Source organism: Pedobacter immunditicola, assembly GCF_037482985.1.
Lineage (GTDB): Bacteria > Bacteroidota > Bacteroidia > Sphingobacteriales > Sphingobacteriaceae > Pedobacter > Pedobacter immunditicola.
Genome location: NZ_JBBHKC010000006.1, coordinates 118,908 through 145,209, shown reverse-complemented (window position 1 = coordinate 145,209; position 26,302 = coordinate 118,908). Strand labels below are relative to the sequence as shown.

28 protein-coding genes are annotated in these 26,302 nt (G+C 40.4%); all 28 read right to left on the bottom strand.

The window, feature by feature from the left end:
- Nucleotides 1-58: 58 nt before the first annotated feature.
- The 28 genes from WG905_RS12100 to WG905_RS11965 all read right to left on the bottom strand — a co-directional run bounded on the left by WG905_RS12100 (nucleotide 59) and on the right by WG905_RS11965 (nucleotide 26,299).
- Nucleotides 59-1,090, bottom strand: coding sequence for a type II glyceraldehyde-3-phosphate dehydrogenase (locus WG905_RS12100; RefSeq protein ID WP_339591985.1), 1,032 nt, complete (start codon nucleotides 1,088-1,090; stop codon nucleotides 59-61).
- Nucleotides 1,091-1,092: 2 nt separating this feature from the next.
- Nucleotides 1,093-1,371, bottom strand: coding sequence for a DUF5676 family membrane protein (locus WG905_RS12095; protein WP_339591984.1), 279 nt, complete (start codon nucleotides 1,369-1,371; stop codon nucleotides 1,093-1,095).
- The gene (locus WG905_RS12090; RefSeq protein WP_339591983.1) at nucleotides 1,358-1,579 is read right to left on the bottom strand and encodes a hypothetical protein; all 222 of its coding nucleotides are present in this window, start codon (nucleotides 1,577-1,579) and stop codon (nucleotides 1,358-1,360) included. Before WG905_RS12090 ends, WG905_RS12095 begins: the two co-directional genes overlap by 14 nt.
- Before the next feature lie 133 nt (nucleotides 1,580-1,712).
- Nucleotides 1,713-3,818 (bottom strand): heavy metal translocating P-type ATPase, encoded by a 2,106-nt coding sequence (locus tag WG905_RS12085; protein ID WP_339591982.1) that lies wholly within the window; start codon nucleotides 3,816-3,818, stop codon nucleotides 1,713-1,715.
- Between the two features lie 294 nt (nucleotides 3,819-4,112).
- The gene (locus WG905_RS12080; protein WP_339591981.1) at nucleotides 4,113-4,883 is read right to left on the bottom strand and encodes a cytochrome c3 family protein; all 771 of its coding nucleotides are present in this window, start codon (nucleotides 4,881-4,883) and stop codon (nucleotides 4,113-4,115) included.
- Nucleotides 4,880-5,635: a hypothetical protein gene (locus WG905_RS12075; RefSeq protein WP_339591980.1), complete on the bottom strand. Its 756-nt coding sequence runs from the start codon at nucleotides 5,633-5,635 to the stop codon at nucleotides 4,880-4,882. Before WG905_RS12075 ends, WG905_RS12080 begins: the two co-directional genes overlap by 4 nt.
- Nucleotides 5,636-5,654: 19 nt before the next feature.
- Nucleotides 5,655-7,622, bottom strand: a complete 1,968-nt coding sequence (locus tag WG905_RS12070; RefSeq protein WP_339591979.1) for a 2Fe-2S iron-sulfur cluster-binding protein — start codon at nucleotides 7,620-7,622, stop codon at nucleotides 5,655-5,657.
- Between the two features lie 27 nt (nucleotides 7,623-7,649).
- Nucleotides 7,650-8,753 (bottom strand): hypothetical protein, encoded by a 1,104-nt coding sequence (locus tag WG905_RS12065; RefSeq protein ID WP_339591978.1) that lies wholly within the window; start codon nucleotides 8,751-8,753, stop codon nucleotides 7,650-7,652.
- 442 nt (nucleotides 8,754-9,195) lie between these two features.
- Nucleotides 9,196-9,543 (bottom strand): DUF6799 domain-containing protein, encoded by a 348-nt coding sequence (locus WG905_RS12060; protein WP_339591977.1) that lies wholly within the window; start codon nucleotides 9,541-9,543, stop codon nucleotides 9,196-9,198.
- Between the two features lie 174 nt (nucleotides 9,544-9,717).
- On the bottom strand, nucleotides 9,718-10,989 hold the full coding sequence (locus tag WG905_RS12055) for a family 1 glycosylhydrolase (protein ID WP_339591976.1): 1,272 nt from the start codon (nucleotides 10,987-10,989) through the stop codon (nucleotides 9,718-9,720).
- A complete protein-coding gene (locus WG905_RS12050; RefSeq protein WP_339591975.1) occupies nucleotides 10,986-11,480 on the bottom strand; it encodes an SRPBCC family protein in 495 nt (164 codons plus the stop codon). Before WG905_RS12050 ends, WG905_RS12055 begins: the two co-directional genes overlap by 4 nt.
- Before the next feature lie 621 nt (nucleotides 11,481-12,101).
- The gene (locus tag WG905_RS12045) at nucleotides 12,102-12,272 is read right to left on the bottom strand and encodes a hypothetical protein (protein ID WP_339591974.1); all 171 of its coding nucleotides are present in this window, start codon (nucleotides 12,270-12,272) and stop codon (nucleotides 12,102-12,104) included.
- A gap of 92 nt (nucleotides 12,273-12,364) precedes the next feature.
- Nucleotides 12,365-12,658 (bottom strand): DUF6122 family protein, encoded by a 294-nt coding sequence (locus WG905_RS12040; protein WP_339591973.1) that lies wholly within the window; start codon nucleotides 12,656-12,658, stop codon nucleotides 12,365-12,367.
- 13 nt (nucleotides 12,659-12,671) lie between these two features.
- Nucleotides 12,672-13,517 (bottom strand): prolipoprotein diacylglyceryl transferase, encoded by an 846-nt coding sequence (gene lgt, locus WG905_RS12035; RefSeq protein WP_339591972.1) that lies wholly within the window; start codon nucleotides 13,515-13,517, stop codon nucleotides 12,672-12,674.
- A gap of 178 nt (nucleotides 13,518-13,695) precedes the next feature.
- Nucleotides 13,696-14,139 (bottom strand): YybH family protein, encoded by a 444-nt coding sequence (locus WG905_RS12030; RefSeq protein ID WP_339591971.1) that lies wholly within the window; start codon nucleotides 14,137-14,139, stop codon nucleotides 13,696-13,698.
- 24 nt (nucleotides 14,140-14,163) lie between these two features.
- A complete protein-coding gene (locus WG905_RS12025; RefSeq protein WP_339591970.1) occupies nucleotides 14,164-17,019 on the bottom strand; it encodes a multicopper oxidase domain-containing protein in 2,856 nt (951 codons plus the stop codon).
- Between the two features lie 187 nt (nucleotides 17,020-17,206).
- Nucleotides 17,207-17,668, bottom strand: coding sequence for a heme-binding domain-containing protein (locus WG905_RS12020; RefSeq protein WP_339591969.1), 462 nt, complete (start codon nucleotides 17,666-17,668; stop codon nucleotides 17,207-17,209).
- A 7-nt stretch (nucleotides 17,669-17,675) separates the two neighbouring features.
- A complete protein-coding gene (locus WG905_RS12015) occupies nucleotides 17,676-18,251 on the bottom strand; it encodes a DUF3347 domain-containing protein (protein WP_339591968.1) in 576 nt (191 codons plus the stop codon).
- A gap of 63 nt (nucleotides 18,252-18,314) precedes the next feature.
- Nucleotides 18,315-18,803: a DUF3347 domain-containing protein gene (locus WG905_RS12010; protein ID WP_339591967.1), complete on the bottom strand. Its 489-nt coding sequence runs from the start codon at nucleotides 18,801-18,803 to the stop codon at nucleotides 18,315-18,317.
- A 78-nt stretch (nucleotides 18,804-18,881) separates the two neighbouring features.
- Nucleotides 18,882-19,304, bottom strand: a complete 423-nt coding sequence (locus WG905_RS12005; RefSeq protein WP_339591966.1) for an HYC_CC_PP family protein — start codon at nucleotides 19,302-19,304, stop codon at nucleotides 18,882-18,884.
- Nucleotides 19,305-19,447: 143 nt separating this feature from the next.
- A complete protein-coding gene (locus WG905_RS12000) occupies nucleotides 19,448-19,792 on the bottom strand; it encodes a four-helix bundle copper-binding protein (protein ID WP_339591965.1) in 345 nt (114 codons plus the stop codon).
- Nucleotides 19,793-19,881: 89 nt separating this feature from the next.
- On the bottom strand, nucleotides 19,882-20,226 hold the full coding sequence (locus tag WG905_RS11995; RefSeq protein ID WP_339591964.1) for a four-helix bundle copper-binding protein: 345 nt from the start codon (nucleotides 20,224-20,226) through the stop codon (nucleotides 19,882-19,884).
- 25 nt (nucleotides 20,227-20,251) lie between these two features.
- Nucleotides 20,252-20,869: a DUF305 domain-containing protein gene (locus WG905_RS11990; protein WP_339591963.1), complete on the bottom strand. Its 618-nt coding sequence runs from the start codon at nucleotides 20,867-20,869 to the stop codon at nucleotides 20,252-20,254.
- Between the two features lie 313 nt (nucleotides 20,870-21,182).
- Nucleotides 21,183-21,602 (bottom strand): HYC_CC_PP family protein, encoded by a 420-nt coding sequence (locus WG905_RS11985; RefSeq protein ID WP_339591962.1) that lies wholly within the window; start codon nucleotides 21,600-21,602, stop codon nucleotides 21,183-21,185.
- A 108-nt stretch (nucleotides 21,603-21,710) separates the two neighbouring features.
- Nucleotides 21,711-21,923, bottom strand: coding sequence for a heavy-metal-associated domain-containing protein (locus tag WG905_RS11980; RefSeq protein ID WP_339591961.1), 213 nt, complete (start codon nucleotides 21,921-21,923; stop codon nucleotides 21,711-21,713).
- Nucleotides 21,924-21,929: 6 nt separating this feature from the next.
- Nucleotides 21,930-24,173, bottom strand: coding sequence for a heavy metal translocating P-type ATPase (locus WG905_RS11975; protein ID WP_339591960.1), 2,244 nt, complete (start codon nucleotides 24,171-24,173; stop codon nucleotides 21,930-21,932).
- A 211-nt stretch (nucleotides 24,174-24,384) separates the two neighbouring features.
- Nucleotides 24,385-24,957 (bottom strand): DUF3347 domain-containing protein, encoded by a 573-nt coding sequence (locus WG905_RS11970; protein WP_339591959.1) that lies wholly within the window; start codon nucleotides 24,955-24,957, stop codon nucleotides 24,385-24,387.
- Between the two features lie 121 nt (nucleotides 24,958-25,078).
- Nucleotides 25,079-26,299 carry an efflux RND transporter periplasmic adaptor subunit gene (locus WG905_RS11965; RefSeq protein ID WP_339591958.1) on the bottom strand — a complete coding sequence of 407 codons (1,221 nt, stop codon included), beginning with the start codon at nucleotides 26,297-26,299 and terminating at the stop codon, nucleotides 25,079-25,081.
- Nucleotides 26,300-26,302 lie beyond the last annotated feature (3 nt).

Here is a 26,302-nt window from a genome sequence, read left to right as displayed (position 1 = left end):
CACCAAAATCAATTCACTTATATTTTCTTTATCTGCCATTCCAACAAGTTTGTACCGGCTAATAAAAACTTTGTTTTATGCCAAGGCTTGCGTTCGTCTTTATTATTGATTTTTCAGCGTCTGGTTCTATTCCCGTCAATGCACGGATAGCGTCGATGGTTTCTGGGATTACAATTGCCTGATTGTCCACTATGTAGGCATAAAACAGTTCATCGCCCTGTACCTTCAGCATATCTTTCCATACTGCTACTTCATACATATCGCCGTACGGACGACCCATTTCCAGCATCAGTTCCTTCACCGTATTGTTGGCGGGCAGGCCATCGCTGTAATTAATCATAGCTATTCTGGTGGAATTCGCAAATGCCTGCAATACTTCCTCTTTTGATGCCTGCCGGGTAAGCTGCACATTCCAGTAATGAAGATGGCTTAGGGTTTGGGGTACTTTAATTGCGACGGTAATTACATCAAGGGAAGGATCAATAGTTTGTGCATCCGGCCCCTGGTGGCTGGGGATGTTTTTTTCGGGAACCAGCGTATTCATTATTCCATTTAAATGACTTTCCCATGAGTCGGTTGCCCTCCTAAGCAATGTGCCTCTAGCTTTCTTTAGCAGTCCGGCATTTTTTAATGCCGTAAGCGTACGCACGATAGAAGTCGTATTGCACGAAACTACACGGGTGCTTTCACGTCCGATGGCAGTTTCATAATTGTTTTCAGCGCTAAAAGAGTGTCCGGTGGTTTCATGTTTTTCTCCTCCGTGTACAATAAATTTTATACCCATCAACCTGTATTTCGGAATGTTTAGCTCCGCAATTTTTTTTGGCGTACAGTCTATTACAATATCCGCGGCCTGCAACATATTATTCAAAATGCCCACTACTGGAATACCAGCTTCTTTCATTTTGTTACTGACAGTTTGGTCAAAGCCATAAACAGGATAATTTTTACTTACTGCCATTTTGATGCGCCAGTCAGTAACAACATCACAAACACCAATTAACTCCATGTCATCCTGAAGCGTTACCGCATCTGCTACCCGTTTGCCTATAACGCCATATCCATTGATGGCTACTTTGATTTTCTTCATAACTATAATTTGGTTTTTGAAGTGATGTTATAAATAGCTGCAATGCAGGCTCCCACTAGCCAGCCGATAATAAAAACTTGGATAATACCCATACAAACTTCCCAAAAAGGCACATTCATCCGGATAAGCGATGTGGTATCTATCCCATGAAATATGCTGTTGAAAAATGTTACTGTGCCACTATGACCCACGGTGGCCATTACCAAAATACAACCAGCGTAAAGCAGGGTTGCAGTAAGCCCTGTTGCAAGGCCAAATCTTTTAACATTAATGGTGTGCATGTTTTTGTTCTGCTTTAGTAGTTTCTGAATTTTGTTGCTTTTTTGTGTGATTGCCATGAAAGTGCATCGGCATCAATAAATGGCAGGCAAACATGAATACAATGAAAATAAACATTGAAGTTTTTGAGCTCAGCCCTAATGCGGGAGCCAAAAAAATCAATAACAGTGGAAGGATACATCCAATAATCATCCATAAAAAATGTTTCATAATTTTTAGTTTAAAGTTTCGATTTAGGGTGCAACACGGTAATAAACAGAGATTTAGGGTCTCCGCCTTAATCTATCCTTTGTTTACACTATTTCAGGTCCTGATTTTCAATTTGAGGTATGAATTTGGTATCCTATTTCCTATGCAGCTTCAGTAAGGTTGCATTCAAAGCAACGACGATGGTACTGACACTCATCAGGACTGCCCCCATCGCTGGGTTTAACACAAAATTTGGATACAATATACCTGCAGCCAACGGAATCGCAACTATATTATAACCTACTGCCCATACCAGATTTTGTATCATTTTACGATAGGTTCGCTTTCCAAAATCTATCAATTTTACCACATCCCTTGGGTCACTGTTTACCAGAATAATATCTGCTGTTTCAGCTGCCACGTCCGTTCCAGAGCCGACGGCAATACCGACATCAGCCTGCGCCAACGCAGGGGCATCATTTACGCCATCGCCTGTCATGGCAACAATTTCACCCTTCGCTTGATATTCCTTTATTTTTTCTTGCTTGTTATGTGGCAGGACATTGGCCAAAAATCCGGACATGCCTAATTTATTGGAGACCGATGCAGCTATTTTTTCATTATCGCCCGTTAAAAGGAATGATTTTATTCCCATCTCTTTAAGTTCATTTATGGCCTCCTGAGAACCTTCCCTTATTCTATCAGCGAGGGTGATAATACCTATTACCTTGCCGTCAATAAATACATAATTTATAGTTTCAGTATCCTGATCGATTTCCGAAGGGACGGCCGGTTTTTCAATATTGTTTACTGTAAAATAATTGGGACCTGCTGCTACTACGTCTTTTCCGTTCACCTTACCTGTTACGCCAATTCCCTGCATATATTGGAAATTAACGGATTTCCATAATTGAAGCCTCTTTTCTTTAAGAAGTTTCATCAAGCCTTTCGCAATGTGATGCTCAGAATGTTGCTGTATAGCGGCTGCAAATTGGATGATCTCATCTTCGGAGAAGCTGTCTAAAGCAATAACTCTTTGCACTGCATGGGAACCCTCGGTTAATGTGCCGGTTTTATCGAAAATAACGGTTGTTAAATTCCGGGTGGTCTCAAATGCGGTCCGATTCCGAATAAGCAATCCATTGGTTGCCGACAACGTCGTTGAAATAGCAACTACTAAGGGAATTGCTACTCCCAAGGCATGGGGGCAAGCGGTAACCATAACAGTAACCATTCTTTCCAATGCAAATGCTAAGTCTCCATTTGTGTTATACCAATAAGTGAATGTAGCGACCCCGACTCCTATTGCAATAAAAGTAAGCCATTTGGCAACTTTATCTGCAAGGTTTTGCGTGTTTGATTTAGCAGCTTGTGCATCTTGTACGAGGTTGATAACCTTGTTTAAATAACTGTCTTTACCGACTCCTGTCGCTTTTATTTTCAGCGCTCCATCTCCGTTTATAGCTCCGGCTATAACCTTTGATTTTGTTTCCTTTTTTACCGGAACACTTTCCCCTGTCAGCATACTTTCGTTTACATAGGAAAGCCCTTCAATGACCTCTCCATCGGCTGGTATCTTCTCACCGGGTTTTATAATGACAATATCGTTGTTAGTCAATTCATCCAGCTTTATCCTAGCGGCCTCACCACCTCTTTCTACCGTTACTTCATTTGGTAAAAGTGCTACCAATGTCTGAAGGGCCTTGGACGCAGCCATTTGCGAACGCATTTCCAGCCAGTGTCCGAGTAACATAATTACGATCAGCGTTGCTAATTCCCAAAAGAAATCCATTCCCTGCAGGCCAAATACAACTGCCGTAGAATAAAAATAGGCCACTGAAATAGCTATGGCTACCAAGGTCATCATCCCGATAGCTTTCGCCCTAATTTCCCCAACCATCCCCTTTAAGAAAGGCATTCCTCCGTACAGATAAATTGAAGTCCCAAGGGCAAACAGCAAGTATTTGTCTCCAATAAAATTTAAACTGAACCCCAACCAGTCCTGGATCATGTGAGAAAGCGCAAGAATAGGTATAGTGATAATTAAACTGATCCAGAACCTTTTCAGGAAATCATGGGTATGATGACCTTCATGTTTATCGTGTTGTTGTGCCGAATGCTGATGTTCATCATGGTCATGGTGTGTATGATCATGTTTACTGGCTTTTCCAAAAGGAACTAAAGCCATTCCGCATAATGGGCATTTTCCAGGCTCATCTTTAAGTATCTGGGAATGCATTGGACAGGTGTATTTTTTCATACAACGATTTAAGATTATATTATTATTGTGTTTGTGGCGATTTTAAACATACGAACCACACAAAGGTTCCGCCTGTTCAACAAATATTGTAATTTTAATTGTTATCCGCTAATGAATTAAAGTAATCAACTAACAATTGCGGATCCTCCTTATTCAAACGAGCATCCTCATGTAATGCATATAGAAGTTATCCATTATTTGAAGTAATGGTTTTGAGAATTACTCTTTTTTCTCTCTTATCAAACCTGCAGCCTTATGACAAAAGGAGCGCCCATTGCAGCTTTATCAATTTTTTTAATGATGTTTATAAAAACCCCGGCCTTGGATGTCGTTCCACGAAGTTGTTTTATGACAGGAATAGCATTGACTGACAACTACACCATCACAACAACCGTTGCCGTTTTCATTGCTTCGGGCGGCTATTTTTTTAGAGACCATTTCAAAGTGCATCATATAATGGCTTGGTGGCGCCTGGTGGCATTGAGCACAACTAATGGAAAGAACTGATGGATGCTGAAACTCCGGAATTGTCCATTGTGTGGCGCCGTGACAGGAAGCACAGTTACTCCCCATCAACCCAAAGTGTTTGTCTTTTGTGCCGTGGCAACTGACACAGTTAAGTTTAGCTACCTGGGCTGAAACGTGTGGATGGTCAGCAGGCATCAAGGATTTTTCTAACTGGAAAGCATCTTTTCCATCGCCGATAAATCCTGCCGCGATACTTGCCAACGCCTCATGATCCATCACCCGCAAATTTGCATCAACGCCCTGGTGTTCTATATGGCAAGAGGAACAGTTGCCAATCATACCATGAAAGGCAGTGGGCTGTCGCTCTAATAGTAACTTATTGTCGGCATGACAACTAATACATTTCGCGTCATCTGCACCTTTTGCAGCCGTGTGGCATGAGGCACAATTGGAAGCAAGCATTGCATGGGCTGCAGATAATTTTCCCGGTGCAGTCTGCGTTTGCCAGTCATTTTTATTTGCAAAATCAAAACTGCCGTAATGTGCGAAAATTAGCACAAACGAAACGAGAATTAGTATAACGGTAAATTTTTTCATTTTAAATATCTCAACCCAAAATAAATTGCCGACCAGATGTGTAGTATGAGTAAAAGATAAAATGTACAGGAGGTGGCAATATGAACTTTGAGCCAACTTGCTGTGCGACGTTTTAATAATTCATGTGTCTTGACAGCATATTCAAGGTCGGCGATGGATTCTGCCAATTGCATGGCACGGAGCGATCTCGCAGATTTGGCACCTACAGCTTTTTTTCCTACAAAACTATTAAAGGCACGGCTTATAAAATTATTTGAAATAATATACGTTGTATCAAGTTTTGGTTGCTTTGAAATCTCGCCAATCAATTGGTTGTATTGTGTAGCCAGCAGGTTTAATTCGATTTTTTTTTCTTTAATTTCTTTTGATGAAAAACTAAGATAATACCGGCCTACAAAACCGCTTAATACCGTGAGCATCATCATTGCAGTGAGCCATACCCCAAGGTTGCTTTCAAAACGGTGGCCGGTGTGCAGTATAGCAAGTATAGCACCGATGATACCTGTATAAACATGCCAGCTTAACAGCGTGCCAATTGAAATACGGTTCCCTACTTTTTCTTTAAAATATTTTACACGTTTAGTTAAAGAATATAAAACCGGCGGTACAATCATCAGCAGAGCAGCGGTAATTGCTAATATAACCCCCGTAAGGCTTCCGGCAAACCGTGGGGAACGATGCACTAAAAAGCCTAACCACAAAATAAGTTGCAGTATAAGCATTCCACTAATTATGTTGCGTTCCTGTTTCAAGAATTATTGTTTTTTATAATCATGCGTCAACTGATATAGCTTCTGTTGCTTTTGCCTGGCAGGCCAATATCATATTTTGTGCCTTGTCATCTTCAGTTAAAGCATCTTCAACAGCCATTGTTACCTTACCTGAAATGAGTTTTGTTATACAAACTCCGCAAGTTCCCACCCTGCATGAATAATCAATATTTACCCCCACTTCTTCCGATGCTTCCAGCACCGATTTATCAGGCGTAAGCATAGCGGTTTTGTTTGATTTAACAAAAGTGACAACACCAGCCTGATCTTCTTCAGATTTCGTAAATTTTCTAGCTTCATTACCCTCGGATGGTTTTACCAGTTCATTAGATGGTACCGCCGTAGGAGCCCTTGCAGCAGGCGAAGGCGGACCTGCAAATACTTCTACCATTACATTTTCCTTCGGTACTTTTAACTCATCCAGCATTAGCTTTACGGCATCCATCATCGGCTTTGGCCCGCAAATGTGAATCATTCGGGACAGAATATCCGGTACCCGTTCAGTTATTATCTCTTTCGTGATATAACCGGGGATAAAATCGACATTGGCCTCGCCTTGTTGTTGACTAAGCACAAAAAAGACGTGTAAGTTTGAATATCTTTTTTGCAGGTATAATATTTCTTCCCGGAAAATAATACTACTCTCATCTTTACAACTAAAGAAAAAATAAATTTCCCCTTTCCATGAACGGTCAGTGAGGTATCGTATAGCACTCATCAACGGCGTTAACCCTACGCCACCACCAATAAATACGGCACTCTTGGCATGTGTTTCAGTAAAAGTGAATTTCCCGGATGGAGCAGTAAACTGCATCAGCTCCCCAACATGTACTTCCGTATGCATATAATGCGAAACAGTTCCTTTCTCTTCGTGCTTAACAGTGATTTCACAATAATCCCGATGAGTAGGTGACGAAGCAATGGTATACGAACGCTTTACAGGAACGCCTGTTGGATTAATTGTTACCGTAAGAAATTGGCCGGGCAAATAAGTAAACGGAATTTTGCCTCCCTCCGGGTCGGTGAGGCGAAAGGTTTTTACATTTGGTGTTTCATCAAAAATTTCAGCCACAAGTAAAGTGCCCGTCCATGAATTTGGTTTTGATGGTGCAATATCAGGGTTTACTACAGATGCTACTCCGGCCCTATTAGCAGCCGGGGCAGTGACTTTGACGGAAGCGTTTTCAGCATCGGCTGCTGGCGGTGGTGTTCCTGCTTTAGCATCTCCGGGGGCTGGTACATTTTCGTTTGTGTTACCTGTTAATTTTTCAATGAGTGCATTGGCACGTTTCATTTTATGGAAATACATCCAAATCATAACAATCGCGAATGCGGTGAGCAAAAACATGGTCATGTAATGGAACCAGGATAGACCCATAAAACTGTGTTTCTTTTCATTTTCGATAGCGGTAAGATTCATCTCCCGGTTGAACCATTGTAAGGCGGTAAGGCGTGGGTCCTTTTCGGCCAATGCCTGACGGCCATCCAAACCGCTTTCCAACATTATCTGTCCCCGGCGAATTTGTTCATTAGCATTCTGCATGTCTTCCATATTTCGCCGTCGGTTAGCGTCGGAAAGTTGCTTTAAACCGTTAGCTAGTATTGCATTACCTTCATTTATTAGCTTATTAGCTAAAAGGTTTATTTCATTGCGTTTTTCAGGGGTTAAATCAGTAACCTGCATCAGTGTGGGATACATTTCATTATTGGTAGGCTTGCCCATCATGTTGCCCATCTCTTTCATCATATCGCCCATGCCCCCAGATTTCTTTCCTCCCATACCGCCAATGGTTGTATCTTTCGTCATTGCACCGGGCTTCATTGCTGTAGTGGTGTCTGATATTATAGGTGTTTGCTGTGGATGGTGGCTTGCATGTTCATCAGGAGTTTGAGCAATAGCAGAATGAGCAGCGGCAATTAAAATTGCGGCTATAACAAGAAACGAAATTCTAATACCGTATAATTTCATTTTAAAAAATTTTGGCCTTTTAAAGTCTTACATATCATCATCCATCATCGGCGAGTCGTTTTTTGGCATTGTTTTTTTATCTTTTTTCATCTTATCGGCTTTCATTTTGCCTGCGCCCATATCCATCATATCCATACCCATGTCCATCATATCCATTCCCTTATCCATCATTTTATCACCCAACATGGGTTTATCAGGAACCATCGCTTTGGCTACCGTATCTTTTCCCATGCTCGCCATATCCATCCCCTTGTCCATCATCTCCATGTCGTCCTTCATACTTTTATCTGCCATTGCTGCTTCATCATTTCCCATTATTTCCTTTCCCATCTTTATCATCGCCATTCCTTTATCCATCATATCCATACCTGTTTGCATCATGGCTTTGTCATTGTTTTTTTGGCTTTTTTCCGTAATTGTTTTGCCTGATTTGGCCACATCCATTCCCTGGTGAATCATGTTCATCCCGTAATCCTGCATATCCATATCTTTATTGGGGATGCTGTCTGTGCTTTTCTTCGTACTATTATCATCATCCATTGAACGGTGCATATTTTCATTACGATTAGCCATCATCTCTTTTCCGGTTTTTATCATCTCCATTCCATTGTCCATTATTGCTACGCCATTATTAATCATTCTTCGGTCATTACTCCTTTCGCCTTTATTTATCATATCGTTGCCGGTTTTTACCATTTCCATTCCCTGGTAAACTTTGTCTTCACCATTACTGTCGTCATCCCTTTGCGAATTTACTTGCACTGTAGAGTCGGTTGTTTTAGCAGTATCAGAATTGCTATTGCCATTGCAGGCAGCGAAAAAATAAGAAGTAACTACAATAATGCTGAGTACCTTAATTTTAGAGTTCATAAAAACCATTTTCCTTTTAAGCATATTAATTGTATCAATTAACCAGCTTTTGCCAACCAAACCTGGCATGCTGGAATCCTGAAAATGTGCTTGATGCCAATCAACGATATAATTCATCCTATATCTCAAAAGACTGTGGTTTTTACTAATCTGTGTTTTGCTGTACTCACCAGATGAATATACCCTGACTACAGCAGTTTTGAAGCTTGGATCAAAGACTGGTATACGCCCTGTCTTTGATCCTTTTCTTGGCTTTTCCATATCCTATTAAAGTTAAGAATTATTATAAATGGTGTAAGAGAGACATAATTTCATCCAGTTTAAAGCTGTGCATATCTTTAACTTCACCGGAAAGTCCGCGTTAAGTCTTCTTTATTTCCAGGTTACGTGATTCGTGATCATAAATATTATGAGTTCAAGGGCGAACAATGTTCTGACAAATATTAGAAGTACGGGGAGACCAACCGCTTAGATGGATACATCCACGCCATCTTTGTTTCTGATATTACTCTTTTTAGTTCATCTTGAATTGCAGAATTGAGGTATCTGCTGCGCCAAATTGTTTAGCCAACTGGAGATGACTTCCGGCCACATCAATCATATAAATTTTTGCAGGATAATAGAATTGCGCAGTAAGTAAATCGGCTATACTATGGGATCAGCGCCAACAGTTGCAATGGTGTCCCCTGGCTTTACACAGCCGTTACATTTTCATTTTACCCATTTTCTTCTTAGGCATCTTACTCATCTTTCCATTCATGTCCACCATATCGCCATCTTTCATGGTCATTGTTTTACCATCTTTCATTTTACACATTCCGTCAGTCCTCACCACAGTGCCATTGCTTAGCGTCATGTCTTTTTCCATCGGCATTGACTTACCATTCTTCATCATTTGCATCTTGCCATGCATCATCATTAGATGGTCTTTTTTCATGTCCATCTGATGTTCCTTTTTGTCCATTTTCATTTTATCGTCCATTTTATGATCCTGGGCGAACACAGCCGTACTAATTGCAAGGGCTGTCATCAAAATCGATATTTTTTTCATAATTAAAATTTTGTGGCTTCCATAGCTAAGCTGTGGTTACCGGGTAAGAGAAGACTCGTTTACATGTCTTTTTTTAAAAAAAATTATCCTTGCTTCATTTATAATTTCTATATCAAATATTTTAATATATAAATGTCGAAACCTGCATTTTGTTTCAGAAAAATAGAAGAATATTTAATAGTTAATATGTGGTCCATAACTCTCTTTTCTCAACATATCCTTCCAGCCACATATCAGATTTTTATAGGTTACTCCCACAGGTCTTATTTTTCTATTTAGATCAAAAAGCCCTAGGGGATTTACGTTGCCAGAATCCTGTGTTAAGGCCGAATCCCAATCCATCTGATCAAGTAGGCTATACCAGGTAAATCCAACAAGGGGAACTCCATCCTGCTTTAGGCGGTAAGCATTTGCCCATTCCTTTTTTAGCCATCCATCAGCATACGGCTCGGCAATATTGGTTTCGGTGTGCATAACAGGAAGACGATACCGACTAAAATATTGATGGGTGATTACGTAATAGCCGAAGATTTCTCCCGCCGGAGTTACCGAAAAGTCCATATGAACCAAATGTTCATTCGTTGCATAATAATCATTCCCCATAATACACTTACCGGTTACATCATTATTCCTAAACCACGAATACTCCTGTTTAGTCATTCCATTTTCCAGCAAGTATTCGTAAATATCTACACTGACGGGAAATCCATAAGTTAAGTCAAGAGACAAGAACCTTTTTTCATTTAGAAACCGCACGTACCCAAGGCAACAGGGATGTTCTGCATGAAAATATTCCGAAGACTCACTTTGGATAAACGTAGCTTTCGGCTGAACTTTCAAAATCGCCTTCATAGCCAGCACATTTGCTTTGCAAAGATTTTTAAGGGCGGTAACAAATGCTTCCTCGGTAGCCATCCTTTCATTCCACCAACCATTTAGCGCTGAATAAGTGGCTGCTATAAATATTTCGTTGATAGGAGTATAAAGTTCAATATACGGAAATCGATTAGCAATGGCTTTGGCATATTCTGCAAAATATGAAGGCCAGTCCGGGTTCTGAAAGTTCTCGAGCCAGTCTGGCACTCCAAAGTGACATAGGTCAACAATTGGTGTGATTTTTAACTGTCTTAGGTATCTAAAACTTTCATCCGTGAAGTTCCAATCATATCTACCAGGGCCACAATGTGTCTTATAATAAGGAGGGCCATAGCGGAGAAAGTCGATACCCATTTCTTTAACTAACAGGAAATCCTCCTGCCACCTATGGTAATGGCCTGTCTTTTCCATTTCATCAACTCTCTTGATCTTTCCATCTGGCAATTGAATAGTTGGATAGCTATTTTCAATACCGGTACAAAACATAAAGTTGTTTTCCATTACCTCGTTTTCAACGTTAGTGTGTTTATAGCCACTATTATGCTCCAGCGGCGAGGAGTAGAGTTTCAACAGATGCCCCTTTCCAACTGTTTTTTGCTATCATTTAGCATATTCTTAAGACACCAATGGCTATATATGGGTGCAAAAATGTATCCTAACACTCGGTAAAAGCCGGACCTAGGTAGTTTGTAATCTATACTGAGTTCTACTTCGCTTGCCTGGTTCTGTCTCATAACTAACAATTTCATCCGGTACCAGGACATAATGATCATTTTTGCCTCACCAATCGTTTCCCAGACCTTTTCTTTATACCGGATCCATTTGGTAACCCGCACGGTGAAGTCTGTATTCCATCCCATCACACTTCCATGCCATCTGTAGCTTGAGTTAAGGCCACTACTGTTCTCAGAAACCTGAACCAAAGCTAATTTACTCCCCATCATCATAGTTGAACTCTTCATCATATGCATTCCCGTTTTATCCAATTGATCCATGTAGTCAAACACCTTGTCTGCAGGAGCGGCGATGATGGTGTGTCTGGAAGCTGTTCTTGTTTTCATAACTGGTAAGAGTTAAGTGTGGCGCTTTGGGTTAATCCTAAAACTGAAAGAAGGAAGAAGTCGACGGCGTACAGATTTCAAAACACTATTCCTTTTTCGCTGTGTTAAGAAATAACAGTGGACGGCACAGGCAGTTATATATAGTCTTTATGAACTGTACTAAGGGAATGATCTATAGGATCTCATCTGCAAGGCCTGGTGTATTTCACCCATGATCATGCATTTCGCCATTTTTATTTATAAATATCAACTTTGACTTAGTGGTATCTCGTTTAGTTTGACTATACACATTAACAGTAACATTATAAGAACTGATATTAAAGAAAATTAAAGATGTTTTGTTTTCATTATTTCTGTGGTTGATTTACCAAAAATACAATATTTAACTTTGAAAAGCACTGATTTTAAACATGTTGAATAATGATACCCATCACATTTACCCTGGTTTTCATCATGCTGACATTGGTGAAAAACAAACACCTCAGCTCTTTTAAGGCAATTATTTGATTTATTTACAGTATACTCAATAAACATTCATATTAATAGTTTAAGGATACACCGGCACCATAGCCTATCGTGTACCCTTTTTATAATGATAATCCAATCCTACATAAGGAAAAGTCATTGCATTTTCCCCATATAGCAGCCTAAATTTATTTCAGCTTCATACCCTTTTTCAGGTTTTAGACCAAGGTGCCACAATCCCTGTACTTCAAACCGGTTACCTGCCAGCAAAAATGTGGCATCACTACCATTGCTTTCAAGTCCAATAGATGCTACATGATGAATCATTGTTTCGTTACGTTTAAAATCTTTGAAAGCCTTTTCTTAATAAATACTCCACTTATCTAGCTGGGCAGTTTCCCCGAAACGGAGAACTATAATCAAACATAGCAATCAATAAAATCAAGCGCCATGTGAATGATTAAGCCTATAGCTATTATGCGAAGTTTGGGAAAGAATAACAATACAAAATAAATGCCTATGGCAACGTAAGAATGTAAAGGGTGAAATCCAATACTGCAGCGATTGGGGTCGTAAATCGGGACGGCTAGCAAATGGTCTAAATCAACAACCATCGTTGCAATCATTATAAGCCAGGCTTTAATCGCTATCTCTCTATATAACAGGAAAGCTATTAACGCAGGTACTATGAAATGGAGTGTAATATGAACCATTTATGAAGCTAAATTAATTTTTCTTAGTACCCAAGTATGGTGCTGCTGACGTTCTCAAAATGCAATATAATCCCAATAGGATAAGTGGTATGCTTAAAAGCTGACCCATATTCAAGGGCATTGTCTTTTCAAAAGCCTCCTGATTTTCTTTAAAAAATTCAATAAAGAAACGGCCAGTAAAAACAAGAATCAGGAAAAGTCCAAAAAGAAAACCTTTATTCCGTTGTTGATTTCTGGTGCTATAAATAGTCCATAAAACGAAGAAAATGATCAAATAGATTATTGCTTCATATAGTTGCGAGGGATGTCGTGGTAATTTATCTATTCTTACAAAAACAAAGGCCCAATCACCATTAAAAGGCCTGCCAATTATCTCCGAATTGAACAGATTTCCCAGGCGTATAAAAAAACCTGCTAATGGAACAACAATCGCTAACTTATCAGATATCCCCAAGAAAGACTGTTTGTATTTTCTACAATAAAAAAAAACACCTGTAAGGATTCCGATTGCTCCCCCATGACTGGCCAGTCCTTGATAACCGGTAAATTCGAAACCAGTATCTGCATCAATCCGAAAGGGTAATATTATTTCAAGTACATGATTCTTATAATATCCTAATTCGTAGAATAATACTTGTCCCAGCCTGGCACCAATCAAAGTTCCAAGAAACACATAAACAGTAAGCTTATTTAATAGATCAATTGAAACATTCTCCTTTATATAAATTTTTGCCAGTATGAGATAACTTAAATAAAATGCCAACCCAAAAAATAGAGAATAATATCTTAACCCAAAACCACCAATCCTGAAAATCTCGGGATTTATATCCCAGTAAATTTGTAAAAGACCTAAATACATAGTTCAAAGAGTAACAGATCCATAAGTAGGTACATTGAGATAAACGATAGCACGATCATAGCATGCAACTTTTGATAGGCTTTGCCGTGCCCCTCTGTGCCGTGTAGGATTTTGTCTTCCATCCTGGATGAATTACTTCGTTGATGCTGATGTTCCATAATTTTGTTTTTAAAAGGTTTTATTTCCGTGACGAGCTGTGGCTGATCATAATTTTCCATTCGCCATTAACTTTTCTCAATACCGAAGTAGCTATACCCTTACGCTTTATTTCCATATTATTTTTGGCAACGGTTATCGTATAGTCATAAGTCTCGGTAGCAAAAGCATAATTGCCGTCAACCTGCACCTCCGCCTTGTAATCACTAAAAGTAAACGCTTTGAATTCCTTTAATTCAGGAGCAAGATGATGCTCTAAGTAATGCGCATAAGTTCCTTCGTTACCCCCTGATTCATAAATTTTAGAATCAGAGGTAAATAGTTTCATTGTTCCGGTAGTATCTAATTTCTCAACGGCGCTCTTGTATGATTTGAGGACAGAGCGTACCGCTTCAACATCTTTACTTTGCGCAAGTGCGATACCCGATAGAAACAGAATAAATAGAAATGAAGTTATTTTTTTCATGGTTTTTAATGATTGTGAGTTTTTTTAATAGGTTACTGTAATTCCCCCGCCATAACCCATATCGCTGTCGTAATGGGTAGAGAAACCAAAGTATTTGGTGACGACATACCTCAATCCGGCCATATACTCTTTATCGGTATTACCCATTAAATTGAGCCTTAGCCGGGGTGTAACAGGTATATCTTCCCGTGTCAATTGAACCCGAAATTTCCCCTTGCTATCTACTCTTGCTTCCGCTAACACCAGCATGGGCAAGGTGTACTGAACACCTGCGACAAAGACTTGCCTGTTTTTTTGGTTGCTCAATTGCCCGAACAGATTTTTATCGCGATTGTTCCTCACGCCGTTATAATGGTAATCGAACCCGATGAACGGAAACAACCATTGCATTTTACCTATATACCTTCCAAAATAAGTTTCGCTCTCGGCACCATGATGTGCCTTTAAACCCAAACGCCATTCTGTAGAAAAACGGTAGCGGGTATTGGCCAGCATAAACTCTCCATCACTGCCATTGCTTTCCAGTCCTACAGTGGCCATTGGGTGGAATTGCCGGTCATCGGAATTTAATCCCCGCTTAGCTACTTTCGTGTCGGTAATATCGGTTTTGTCAATCAGAGTATTGTCGTAACTAAACACTCTGCCCATACCGCTCATCATGTGGTAGAGGATGTGGCAGTGGAAAAACCAATCGCCTCCAGCTTCTGTAGCAGCAAATTCGATAGTGTCCCGCTCCATCGGCATGATGTCAAGGACGTTTTTCATCGGGGCGTTTTCACCATGTTCGTTCAAAACTCTGAAATCATGTCCATGAAGGTGCATAGGGTGACGCATCATGCTGTTATTGAACATAATAATCCGTAAATTTTCGCCCTTTTTTATCATTATTCTATCACTCTCGGAAACCACTTTATTATCCAGGCTCCACACATAGCGGTTCATGTTGCCGGTCAGATCGAACTTCAATTCTCTCCAGGGGCCTTCCGGTAACGTTGTTTTCTTAGGGTCACGGAGCATATTGTAGTTGAGGGTTACGATATCAGCGGGCTCACCCCCCTCCCTCTCCGAAGGAGAGGGAGCCATATCATGCCCCTTCATTTCAGTCTTTTTAGCCATTCTATCTTTCTTCATTTTTTCCATGCCCTGCATATCGTGACCTTTCATATCCGATTTTTCTTGGCTGGAATCTTTCTTCATGTCCATACCATTTTCCTCACCTGTTATTTCAGGGTACATCACTGTGTTCATATCCATGACCTGGTTCTGCATGTTCATGCCTTCCATTTCGATCAGGTTACCCTGCATATCCATCATCTCGTTCATCATTTTCATCCCCGCAAAATATTTCAGCTTGGGCATCTTCCCTGCAGATACTTTCTCTCCTCTTCCCAGCCATAAAGAAGCTGATTTTGTCCGGTCTTCGGGGGTTACCAGAAATTCATAGCTCTTGTTTTCTGGAATAGTTACCACCACATCATAAGTTTCGGATACCGCAATGATTAACCGGTCCACTTCCACCGGTTCCACATCATTTCCATCGGTTGCCACAACCGTTATTTTACCGCCTGCATACTTCAGCCAGAAATAATCCGATGCACCGGCATTTGCTATTCGCAGTCTTACCTTATCGCCTGCTTTAAACTGTGGCTGTTCATTCTGGTTTTTGCCGTTTATCAGAAAGGTATCATAATAAACGTCGCTCACGTCCATGGCGGTCATGCGTTTCCATTCATTGATTATTTTAGTTTTAAAATGCCCGGCTTTGATTGCCTCCGAATAACTTTGCGTAGTGCCTTTTTGTATTGCAAACCAATCGTTGGCGTTTTTCAGGCTGCGATGCACTTCCTCAGGCTTCATATCCGTCCATTCGCTTAACACTATAGGGATGGTAGGAATGTCCCATTCTTTTCTTTTATTCATAACAAAGGCACCATACATGCCGATTTGTTCCTGAAGCCCGGAATGGCTGTGGTACCAGTGTGTGCCGTGTTGTATGATGGGGAATTTGTAAAAGTAGGTAGCTCCAGGCTCGATAGGCATCTGGGTCAGATAAGGCACACCGTCCATCCTGTTTGGTAAAAACAAGCCATGCCAGTGCAGGGACGTTTTTTCCTTTAAATTATTGTGTACATAAATTTCCGCCGTATCGCCCTGGGTAAAGGTTAATGTAGGCATGGGTATCTGCCCGTTTACGGCAATGGCCCGTTTTGATTTTTTTCCATAAGTCACCGTGGTATCGGCAATGTACAGATCGTAGCGAACGGTACGGGGCGGCCTGTTGCTGGCAATTGTTTTTATAGGCCCTAAGTTTGCCTTTGCCATTTTTATATTGGCCATTGTTGCATTGTTATCGCCCATGTTCATTCCGTCCATTTGCATACCTTCCATATTTTCCGCCTTTTCCGTTGTGTCTTTCATGGGCATCTGCATTTCAGTATGATTTTGAGGAGTTACTTTAGGCTTTTCCTTTACTAATTTCATTCCGCATTTTGGGCAGTTACCTGGTTTAGAAGCATGTATTTCCGGATGCATGGGGCAGGTGTAGGTTAACGCCTGAGCGGGCTTATCCGTAGCCTGCTTTTGAGGGGGCATTTTCATGTCGCGCATATCGCCCATCTTTGCGGGCGGACTTTTTTTTGCCGGGGCAGCTTTTTTGGGCTGAACGCTTTTTTTCTTTTGAACCACCAATGTCATCCCACATTTTGGACACTTACCAGGTTTGTCCATTTTTACTTCAGGATGCATTACACAAGTGTATATTACCTTTTGCGTCTGTTTGCTTGTTTCTTTTTTTTGCTCCGGCATTTTCATTTCGAGCATAGCCTGTGCGGATGCTGTATAGCAAATAATGAATACAGCTATCAATGTCAATTTTTTCATCAGTATATTTTTTATTCTGTAAGAAACCATCATAAGTTGTTTTAAGACCTATGACCTATTTGTTCTAAGATTATTGACAACATTTTTTATTGCGAATGAAAATTGCCCTGAGGATGATAAGCAGAACTTTCTTTAATCTTTTCATCACATTATATTTTAGTTTGGAACTGTTATATGCAGCACAGTTTTATTGGTTCTCTAACTTGTCTTTTGTTTGAAGCGCCCAATGAATAATTAACCCCTTTTGTTCATTAGTTAGTCTGGCGTTTTTGTGTAGAAATTCATAAGAAGCTAACGGCATTTTTCCATCTTCAACCTGACTTGCAATAGATTTTAATTTACTCTGCTGCCGCCTGCTTGAATAAGCGCCAAATTCACTAAAGTTGAGCTCTTTTTTCCCATTTTTAATGTGACTCGCCAACCACCATTCCCCTGGTTGAATCTTTGCATACCAGGGATAATTGGTGTTGTTGCTATGGCAATCATAACAGGCAGTCTTCAATAGCGCTCCAACATTTGAAGGAATCGAAACTGTTTTAGAAATATCGGTTGACAATTCCTGCCCGCTTTCGTTGCGGGCAGGCTGTATCAATTGAATGCCGATAAATACAATCAGTATAACTAACAATACTTTCTTTATCCGGCTCATATTATTGTTAGATTTCTTCTTTCACTTCGCCACAAGATGACATTTTAGCGCCGTAATAAGGATTTTTGATTTCTTTTGTTTCGCTTAACCAATTAGCTCCTTTGTTTTTATTATACATAGGGCAGTGGGTTTGATACAAGGTTTGACTGCTGCCAAACACCTTTACCAAGTCATACAAATCCTTACTCAGGATTTCAAAATGTTCCCTTTGATGCACTATATTAGTGCCATTAGCAGCTATATGTTCCGAATGTTCTATCGCATCCTCACTAACTTCATCGAAGACCGTTTTTTGCTCGGCAGAAAACGAAGCGATATCAGCTTTTCCCAGAGCCTTATGCAACTTCTCCCCTGCAGTGGCTGCCTCTTTACTATTGTCATTGGCCAATGCATTTTTGAGTTCCAAATAAATAGTAATCACTTCGTTTATAGAAGTATTACCTTTTGTTTCTGTGCTAGCTGCCGGTAATGTTGTTTGAGCATTTTCTTCTGTAGTAGCCGTAGCTTCTTTAGACTGATTGTCGTTGTTATTGCAGGCTGATAATGTCATCAGAGCAACTGCTGTTATAAATAATATTTTCATCTTTTTTAAGTTAAAATGCCAAAAGCAAGGGGGTTTACCCTTGAATTAGCCGTTAATAATAAATTATTGATTAATAGTTTCCACCACTTTGCCGCAAGTGAGCATATCGCTGCCATAGTAAGGGTTTTTAATTGCCTTACTGGCACTAAGCCATGAAGCCTTTTTCATGGGGCAAAAGACTTCATAAATGGGTTCAGATCCTAGCTTGATCCCTTTAGCAAGTGTGACCATGTTGGTAGAAAGCGTAGCAAACTGTTCACGCTGTGTTTTGATGTCCTTGGTATTTGAAATGGCGCCCGCATCTTTAAGTAAAGCATGGATGTTTCCTTCTTTGATTACCTTGTAATCAATGCCGTTCGCATTTTTTACAAATTGTTCCGCACTTATTGAGGCTTTGGTTGCATTTCCTGATACCAAAGCATCTTTGATATCGTAGTAGGAATTAAGCAGCGATGAAAGTTGAGCTTGTGCCTGGGTTGCATTTTCCTGAGCAACACTGTTTTGCGCAAAAGCAGTTGCCAGGATAGCAACAAAGAAAAATATCTTTTTCATTTTATTTGATTTTAATGTTTATACTAGAATTTAATGCATAGCATTATCATTGCCATGCAAAAACGCAATAACATTCAATCAAATCTGAAAACTTTGTATGGCAATACGTATATCTTGTATCGGTGAACGGCAATGCCGGACGAAATACGCATTTGGAGTGTTTATTGGAAAGGTACTTAAATCACCTATGTGAAATACTGTAATAGGTAAGACGAAAAAGGATAAAGACAACAGGCTATAATCAAAGTTCCGCAGGTCTATCTTATCAGCTTTAATGAATTTAGCGACCTCATCCTTACAGCACTTATCTTTGTGATCTTCAGAGGAGTGATGATCTTCAGCTGCCTGTTGGTGAACGTGACTTTCCTCATGCTCATGGGAGTGTTCACTGCTTAATCCTCTTTCTGCCCCTACTGCACAGGCAAACCCTACAATGGTATTCAAAAGAAATACAAAAGTTAATAAGGTTGCTTTAAACTGTATCGAGGTGCAGAATTTCATTTATTATAAATACACTTTAATTTTCCAATCGTGTTCTATGAACAAAGATAATCATACTCTTTGTTTAAACTTCCAAAATTTGTAAAAAACATACAAAATTCTTACCTACACAATTTTTAGCAGGTAAGAATCTATCAGACTGATTAAGCAGCTATCGACATTTGCTCACAAGATTCGGCGCATGAACGGCAAGCCTCTGCACACATTCTGCAATACTCCGTACCCATTTCGGCGTGCTTTCCGCATTCCTCAGCACAATTGTTACAAAAATCAGCACATACACGGCATAAAGCTTCGCTGCCAGTTCCGCCCAAACTCATTACTTCTGCTGCAGAACGGAAAATCGCCTCACATTCGAGGTCTAACTGGATGAAGCGGGAAAGCAGTCTTACATCTTGCTCTTTTAAACATTCTGTAGCGCAGTGGCTACATGCTACCACGCAGGCTACGCAAGCCTGGATAGAATCCTGAAATCTTTGAGGTGACATAATCATTATTTTAAGTTGTTAAACCTTATTTATTGTTATTTGAAATCGCACTTTGATGATGTCTTATCATGTAAAAACAGACAGATTGATTACGCAGCTGTCGCCATTTGCTCACACGCCTTGGCACATGCACGGCAAGCCTCTGCACATACCCTACAATGCTCCATACCCATTTCAGCATGCTTTTCGCATTCCTCTGCGCAAGCGTTACAGACATCAGCGCATATACGGCATAAAGCTTCGCTGTAAGTACTGCCCAAGCTCATTACTTCTGCTGCAGAACGGCAGATCGCCGCACATTCCAGGTCTAACTGGATGCAGCGGGAAAGCATTTTTACATCCTGCTCTTTTAAACATTCTATAGCGCAGTGGCTACATGCTACCGCGCAGGCTACGCAAGCCTGGATACACTCTTGAAATCTTTGATGTGACATAATTTCTTTTTTAAATTGTTAAACCTTATTTATTGTTATTTGCTAATAACCACTCCTGTAAGTCTTGAATTTCCTTTTCCTGATCCTCAATCATCTTGGAGGCCATCGTTTTCAATTCCTCATGGGTGCCATAATCCAACTCCATCTGAGCCATTTCAATAGCACTTTGGTGATGCGTTATCAGGAGTATAGCAAAATCGTGGTCTGTGTTTCCATTGATAATTTGCAAGTCAGCATTTCGTCCCATTTTTTCCATTCCCATCATCATTTTGGCGCCAAATTCAGGAACATTTAAATGGGGATCATGGCCTTGTAGAAATGATTCAAGTTGTTCAATTTCTTCGGTCTGGGCGGTGATTACCATTTGAGCCATTCCCTTAATGGTCGCATCTTTTCCATCCTTTAACTCTGCCTGGGCCATTTCAATAGCCCCTTGGTGATGCATCATCATCATCATAGCAAAATCATTATCCGGGTCTTTTGTCATTTGCATAGCATTCATTTTATCCATCATCTGATGCATGATGGTCATCATTTGGTTTTTGTCATGTTCCTGAATAGTGATCTTATCATCATCTTTGCTGCAAGCCTGGGTAAATATCAACAGGCCGACAAGTGCCAGGATTTTTAGTTTGTTTTTCATAGTTTTAAGTTTAAAATTAATTATTAGAACCTAAACTTCGACCTGTGTAAGTCTGTGATATTTATTTACTTGAAGCCTAAGTTTTAAGTAAGGTGTAATTTCACTTATTTCACATTTCAAAGAGTCAATGACGACAATATCCGCTATGAAGAGGGGGTAAAAACCAGTAAATTTTTCAGTTGTTGTTGGTGGCGCATAACAGTATTGCAACGGTTAAAAGCCACATTTTTTAAGTGTAGAAACATGGGTGATCAAGCTAAATGAAATAATAGGACATAGGGGGTCCTTGAGACTAAAAAATAGTCTGGCTTGATCAGATCAGAATGGTACAATTGGAAATATAAAGGGGGATTTTTTGCTTGCCAGGTGGTGGCGCATTGGCTTGGGGCCAGTTAGTAGATTTTACTTCGCTGTATTGGACTAAAAGATCGTTAAAAGCGAGGGGAATGTTTACTATGGCAATTTGAGAAAACCATAGACTCCCTCCTGTTTGCACGTTTTCGGTAATGTTATATTCACCGTGCTCTTTACAACATTCACAATTTTTGTCTTTAGAACAGGGTTCATGTTCAGCAGGCCTAACCTTGTTAGAATTATCGGAATTGTTAGTGGCAACAATTTCCACGGGCTTAAAAAAGTATTCACCTGCACAATGCAAAATACAGACATACATACCTGTTGATAACAAAAGGTAGAATGCTGCAAAACTTATGGCCCAGGTTCTTTTCATCATTAGTTAACTAGCCTAACTATAAATTTGCGATTTTGTTTTGGAAATTCCAAAACAAAAAGCATCAGGTCAATTTCCGACCTGATGCTTTTTTGAAAGGTTTATGATCAGTTAAAATTTTTCTGCTTTATAACCTGCATTTTCAAGAACGTTAATTATTTCCTGATCATCTATTCCCTGTTTTCCTTCGATGGTTAATACCTTATCCGGGCTTTGGGTGTCTACTTCCCACTTTTGAATATCTGAAAGTTTATTCAAGTGAGGGGTTACGGCAGCGATACATCCACCGCATTTAATATTGGTTTTGAATTTTAATGTTTCCATGATTTGTTAGTTATTATGAATTAATTGAGAAAATTTAAGGCGAAGACTGTTGCTAACTACCGATACCGAGCTTAGTGCCATAGCCGCCCCCGCAATCATCGGGTTTAATAGAAACCCGTTCATTGGGTATAATATACCGGCGGCCAGTGGGATACCGATAATATTATAAATGAATGCCCAGAAAAGGTTTTGTCGTATTGTGCGGACAGTAAGCTTTGATAAACGCAGGGCTTTTGGCACCTGCATCAGATCAGAGGAGACAAGCGTAATTTTAGCGACATCAATTGCAATATCTGACCCTTTTCCCATCGCAATTGAAACATCTGCCTGAGCTAAAGCCTGGCTGTCATTGATGCCATCCCCTATCATGGCAACTACTTTGCCCTGTGCTTGTAGCCGCTTAACGAATTCTGCTTTATCCGAAGGAAGAACTTCTGCTCTAAATTCAGTTATGCCTGCTAGAGCTGCAATGGCAGCAGCGGTTTGGTGATTATCTCCGGTGAGCATGTATACGTCTATGCCCTGGTTCATTAATTCATTAACTGCCCTTGCAGAACTTTCTTTGATTTGGTCAGCGATAGCCACGATGGCAAGTACCTGGGTTTGATCAGCAAAATAAATCACTGTTTTGGCCTGTTGCTGTAGGGCATTTACCTCTTGTTGCAAAGCTTCAGTTAGGGAAATATGCTGATCTTTTAAAATCTTGTGACTTCCAGCCCAATAAGTTTGTCCTTCAAAAACAGCTTTCACGCCTTTCCCAGTCAAACTTTCAAACTTACTTACTTCTACTGAACCTGTGTTTTCGGGTTTCAAATAACGTACAATAGCTTCCGCAAGAGGGTGTTCGGATTGCTGTTCTAAAGAAAAAAACACCTTAGTAAGGGTTTCTTTATCTTGTTTTAATCCTTCCTGCCAAATTAGCTCTGTTACTTCGGGTTTACCTTGGGTAAGGGTTCCGGTTTTATCCAGGACCACGGCATTTACTTTATAACCCAGTTCCAAAGCCTCTGCATCTTTGATCAGAATTCCGCTTTCTGCTCCCTTTCCGATACCTACCATAATTGCTGTAGGGGTAGCTAAACCCAATGCACACGGGCAGGCAATCACAAGCACAGTTACCATAGCAAGCATTCCTTGCGTGAAAGCATTCTGTCCGCCAACCAAGACCCATATCAATAAGGTAAATAAAGCAATTCCGATAACTATCGGAACAAATATTCCTGCTATCTTATCGACTAACTTTTGTACCGGGGCTTTAGAACCCTGGGCCTCCTGTACCATTTTTATGATTTGTGCAAGCATGGTTTCTCCGCCCACTTTTTCAGCATAAAAACGAAAACTGCCTTTTTGATTGATCGTTCCTGCAAAAACCTTGTCTCCCTTATTTTTGGCTACTGCCACCGGTTCTCCCGAGATCATACTTTCATCGACGTAAGAGCTTCCCTGGTAAACCTCACCATCAACGGGGATCTTTTCACCAGAACGCACCAAAATTTGATCGCCAATATGAACATCTGAAAGGGAGATTTCTTTTTCCCCTTTATCAGTAACAACTAAAACAGTCTTAGGCTGTAAACCGATCAGCTTTTTAATGGCAGAGGAGGTGTTTGATTTAGCGCTTTCTTCCAATAATTTTCCGAGCATGATAAAAACGATCACTACTGCAGCCGCTTCAAAATAAACATGCGGATGTAAGCCACGGTTATGCCAAAACTCAGGATAAAAAGTATTAAACACACTAAACAGATAAGCAATACCCGTACTTAAAGCAACCAGGGTGTCCATATTGGCACGGCCATGACGAGCCTGTTTAAAGGCATTGATGAAAAAATTCTTACCAAACACGAATAGTACAGGCGTTGTTAAGGCCAGCATATAATAATTGGCATAAGGAATATCCATAAAGAACATGCCTATGGCAACTACCGGAAGGGTTAATGCCCCTGCTGCGATGACCCGTTTTTTTAATGTTTCATAATTATTACGTTGCACCGCTTCCTGCTTTTCCTTGCCGTGTTCAATATCTAATATCAGGTCATAGCCGATAGATTGTACTGCTTTTTGAAAAGCTGTGGGCTGTACCTGATCAGGATGAAAGAAAACTTTAACCGATTGGGTGGCATAGTTTACCTCAGCTTTATCAACTCCCGGCTGGGAACCGATCATACTTTCAACACTGACTGCGCATCCCGCACAGGTCATACCCAAAACTGGTAAGGAAAGAGTTTCTATATTTTCTAATGGAGTCATTTTCTTTTGTATTCTTATATACAAAGGTAAGCCACGCATAAAAGAGTTTTCTTACAGAATTCCGGGAAAATGTTATATGATTTTGCAAAAAAGATATCTTATTATAACAATTAAGACAAAGTGCTACACAACTTACACTTGGAAAAATAAGATATAAGCCTGGTTTTCCAGGCTTATATCTTATTGTATTTTTCACTTCCAGTAGGAAATGTTATTTTAATGTTTCTTTCACAGAACCGCAAGTCAACATGCTTTCGCCGAAATATGGGTTACGGATTTCTTTAGAATTGCTTACCCATGATGCACCTTTATCATTAAGTGCCATCGGGCAATGTGCCACATACAGTTCACCGCTTTCAAGGCCACTTTCTTTTACCAATGAGATAAACTCATCACTTAAGGATGCATACAGCGTTCTTTGAGCTTCGATATCCTGGGCACCAGTAATTTGTGCAGCTGTAGTAGCTAAAGTAGCGCCTCCTTTAATCTCTTTAGCTCCGGCTTCAAGCGCTAAAGATGACACTTTTGCTGCTGTTGCATCTCCTTCGGTTAATACTTTCGTTAAATTCTGGTACTGCTGATATACTGCGTTCAGGTTACTGTCCTTTAAGGAAGCCATAGAAGCCATAGAACCTGTAGCGACGGCGGGTGCGGAAGCTTCGGCTGGGGTGGCCGCGCCATGGTCATGACCCTCATGACTATCTTTTGGTTGTTGGTTACTGCCACAAGCAGCTAATAGGACTACAAAGCTTAATGCTAACACAGTTTTCAGTGTTCTTTTCATGATTTTCATTATTTATAATTTATTTTTTAATGGTGATGAAGCTATCATAAGCCTACATGCTTTGCTGTTTATAAGCTGCAGGCTTATGGTGGTTTAATTGTTTATATATTTAATTATTGTTTTACATTTTTGCACTTGCCATCGGATCTTTTCCTTTTTTAAGGATGTACTCACTGTAAAGCAGGTAAGCACCGGTGATAACCACCTGGTCACCTGCTTTCAGGCCTTCTTTGATTTCTACTGTATCAAAACTTTCCATCCCGGTTTTTACAATCTGGGGCTCAAACTTGTCTTTTTCTTTTTCAATCCAGACATGTGCACCTTTTCCATTACGGACCACTGCATCCAGCGGAAGGTTGATCACATCTCCCTTGCTTTCAGTAGGCACAAATACATTAGCCTGCTGACCTGGTTGCCATTGATTATTGGGATTGGGCATCGCCCCCCTTAGTTGTATCAGTTGACCACCTGCCTGTAAAGCAGGGTTCATAAACTTAATGGTCACCAGTTGGGGCTGATCTTCCCAACCTGGAATCACAACTTTGACCTGTTGACCTTCCTTGATGCTCCCAGCTTCTGAAGGATAAATATCCGCTTCAACCCATAAAGACTGATAGCCTTCAAGGCGCATTAATGGACCTCCCTCACTAACGTATTGCCCTTCAGTAACTGATAATTCTGCAACAGTACCATTTTCAGGGGCCATAAAGGTGATATTCGGACTAGTCTTTTTGCTTTTTTTGATTGCATTGATTTGACCTTCCGATTGTCCGTACAGGCTCAATTTTTGCCTGGAAGATTTTAATATTTGTCCGAAGGTTTTGTCACCAGGGAATTGTGCGGCCTGTTCCAATGCCAGCAGATATTCCTGTTGTAAGGATGCCAACTGCTCGGAGTAGATTTGATATAAGGGTTGTCCTTTGCTAATCTTCTCGCCTGTTTGGCGCACATACAGGCGATCTAGCCGGCCTGCTACCCGGCTTGAAATGTACTCCGTTTTTTCGGGGTTAACAACCAGTCTTCCGTTCAATTGCTTATAAGTATTAAAACCCTTCAATCCTACAGCCATTGTGGTGACATTGGCTAGTGCTCTTTGGTTTTCGTCAAGGTGCAAGGCAGCCTCAGCTGAGTTTTTTTCGAAAGGCACTAAATCCATTCCACAGACAGGGCATGTGCCCATTTTATCCTGTACCACCTGAGGGTGCATCGGACAAGTAAAGGTTTGTGATTTGGTAGTTGCATTCTTGTCGCCTTTATTTTTATCATCGCTACAGGCCGCAAGAAACAATGCAGGGGTGAATAAGCCTATAGTCAGGCTTTTTATAAATTCTTTTCTTTCCATGGT

What these genes read in the sequence shown, in the direction of transcription:
- WG905_RS11980 (WP_339591961.1), bottom strand. Translation starts at nt 21,923, where the DNA reads ATGGAAACATTAAAATTCAAAACCAATATTAAATGCGGTGGATGTATC.
- WG905_RS11975 (WP_339591960.1), bottom strand. Translation starts at nt 24,173, where the DNA reads ATGACTCCATTAGAAAATATAGAAACTCTTTCCTTACCAGTTTTGGGT.
- WG905_RS11995 (WP_339591964.1), bottom strand. Translation starts at nt 20,226, where the DNA reads ATGTCACATCAAAGATTTCAAGAGTGTATCCAGGCTTGCGTAGCCTGC.
- WG905_RS12060 (WP_339591977.1), bottom strand. Translation starts at nt 9,543, where the DNA reads ATGAAAAAAATATCGATTTTGATGACAGCCCTTGCAATTAGTACGGCT.
- WG905_RS12095 (WP_339591984.1), bottom strand. Translation starts at nt 1,371, where the DNA reads ATGCACACCATTAATGTTAAAAGATTTGGCCTTGCAACAGGGCTTACT.
- WG905_RS12005 (WP_339591966.1), bottom strand. Translation starts at nt 19,304, where the DNA reads ATGAAATTCTGCACCTCGATACAGTTTAAAGCAACCTTATTAACTTTT.
- WG905_RS12000 (WP_339591965.1), bottom strand. Translation starts at nt 19,792, where the DNA reads ATGTCACCTCAAAGATTTCAGGATTCTATCCAGGCTTGCGTAGCCTGC.
- WG905_RS12030 (WP_339591971.1), bottom strand. Translation starts at nt 14,139, where the DNA reads ATGAAAAAAATAACTTCATTTCTATTTATTCTGTTTCTATCGGGTATC.
- WG905_RS12080 (WP_339591981.1), bottom strand. Translation starts at nt 4,883, where the DNA reads ATGAAAAAATTTACCGTTATACTAATTCTCGTTTCGTTTGTGCTAATT.
- WG905_RS12045 (WP_339591974.1), bottom strand. Translation starts at nt 12,272, where the DNA reads ATGATTCATCATGTAGCATCTATTGGACTTGAAAGCAATGGTAGTGAT.
- WG905_RS11985 (WP_339591962.1), bottom strand. Translation starts at nt 21,602, where the DNA reads ATGATGAAAAGAACCTGGGCCATAAGTTTTGCAGCATTCTACCTTTTG.
- WG905_RS11965 (WP_339591958.1), bottom strand. Translation starts at nt 26,299, where the DNA reads ATGGAAAGAAAAGAATTTATAAAAAGCCTGACTATAGGCTTATTCACC.
- WG905_RS12040 (WP_339591973.1), bottom strand. Translation starts at nt 12,658, where the DNA reads ATGGTTCATATTACACTCCATTTCATAGTACCTGCGTTAATAGCTTTC.
- lgt (WP_339591972.1), bottom strand. Translation starts at nt 13,517, where the DNA reads ATGTATTTAGGTCTTTTACAAATTTACTGGGATATAAATCCCGAGATT.
- WG905_RS12070 (WP_339591979.1), bottom strand. Translation starts at nt 7,622, where the DNA reads ATGAAATTATACGGTATTAGAATTTCGTTTCTTGTTATAGCCGCAATT.
- WG905_RS11970 (WP_339591959.1), bottom strand. Translation starts at nt 24,957, where the DNA reads ATGAAAAGAACACTGAAAACTGTGTTAGCATTAAGCTTTGTAGTCCTA.
- WG905_RS12100 (WP_339591985.1), bottom strand. Translation starts at nt 1,090, where the DNA reads ATGAAGAAAATCAAAGTAGCCATCAATGGATATGGCGTTATAGGCAAA.
- WG905_RS12090 (WP_339591983.1), bottom strand. Translation starts at nt 1,579, where the DNA reads ATGAAACATTTTTTATGGATGATTATTGGATGTATCCTTCCACTGTTA.
- WG905_RS11990 (WP_339591963.1), bottom strand. Translation starts at nt 20,869, where the DNA reads ATGAAAAACAAACTAAAAATCCTGGCACTTGTCGGCCTGTTGATATTT.
- WG905_RS12010 (WP_339591967.1), bottom strand. Translation starts at nt 18,803, where the DNA reads ATGAAAAAGATATTTTTCTTTGTTGCTATCCTGGCAACTGCTTTTGCG.
- WG905_RS12065 (WP_339591978.1), bottom strand. Translation starts at nt 8,753, where the DNA reads ATGGAAAAGCCAAGAAAAGGATCAAAGACAGGGCGTATACCAGTCTTT.
- WG905_RS12020 (WP_339591969.1), bottom strand. Translation starts at nt 17,668, where the DNA reads ATGAGCCGGATAAAGAAAGTATTGTTAGTTATACTGATTGTATTTATC.
- WG905_RS12050 (WP_339591975.1), bottom strand. Translation starts at nt 11,480, where the DNA reads ATGAAAACAAGAACAGCTTCCAGACACACCATCATCGCCGCTCCTGCA.
- WG905_RS12025 (WP_339591970.1), bottom strand. Translation starts at nt 17,019, where the DNA reads ATGAAAAAATTGACATTGATAGCTGTATTCATTATTTGCTATACAGCA.
- WG905_RS12015 (WP_339591968.1), bottom strand. Translation starts at nt 18,251, where the DNA reads ATGAAAATATTATTTATAACAGCAGTTGCTCTGATGACATTATCAGCC.
- WG905_RS12085 (WP_339591982.1), bottom strand. Translation starts at nt 3,818, where the DNA reads ATGAAAAAATACACCTGTCCAATGCATTCCCAGATACTTAAAGATGAG.